Origin of the sequence: Achromobacter sp. Marseille-Q0513 (assembly GCF_018195695.1) — a bacterium.
In the GTDB taxonomy this organism is placed as follows: domain Bacteria; phylum Pseudomonadota; class Gammaproteobacteria; order Burkholderiales; family Burkholderiaceae_B; genus Achromobacter.
The window spans coordinates 1-458 of the sequence record NZ_JAGTJY010000524.1; the positions used below are offsets into that span (position 1 = coordinate 1).

General features: G+C 74.5%; 1 pseudogene. It reads right to left on the reverse strand.

From position 1 onward, the window contains the following. Positions 1-87 precede the first annotated feature (87 nt). A pseudogene (locus KDH83_RS31595) lies at positions 88-458 on the reverse strand (hypothetical protein); the annotation flags it as partial.

Here is a 458-nt window from a genome sequence, read left to right on the forward strand (position 1 = left end):
CCGTCGCTACCTTGGAAGGGGAGTGTAAGGGCCACCGTGAGAAGTAACCCAGGGAGGTTCGGCGGCAGCGTGAGATGTGTGTGAGAGTCAGGGGTAGGCGTAGCGGAAATTGGCATAGTCCGTGCCCGTGGTGACGTTGGACAGGAACAGGCGCGGGTCCGCCCAGGCCATGACCCGGCCGTAGCGGTCGGTGTCGATGCGCGAGGTCAGGCAGGCCTGCGTGAGCAGCGCGCAGGCGGGCGCGGCATAACTGTCGAACGGCGCCGGCAGCGTCAGCTGGAAGCCGGGCTGGTACGGCTGGGACTGGGCCCTGATCCAGGGGCCGGCGGGGGCCTCGGGGGGGCGCCGGGAGCCGGCCCGGGTCCGCGCCGCCCCCCGCCGTTTGCTGCCGGCCGGGCCCCCCGCCCCCGAGGGGGGCGAAGGGGCCGGGGGCGCCGTGGCCCGGGGGCGCGCGGGCA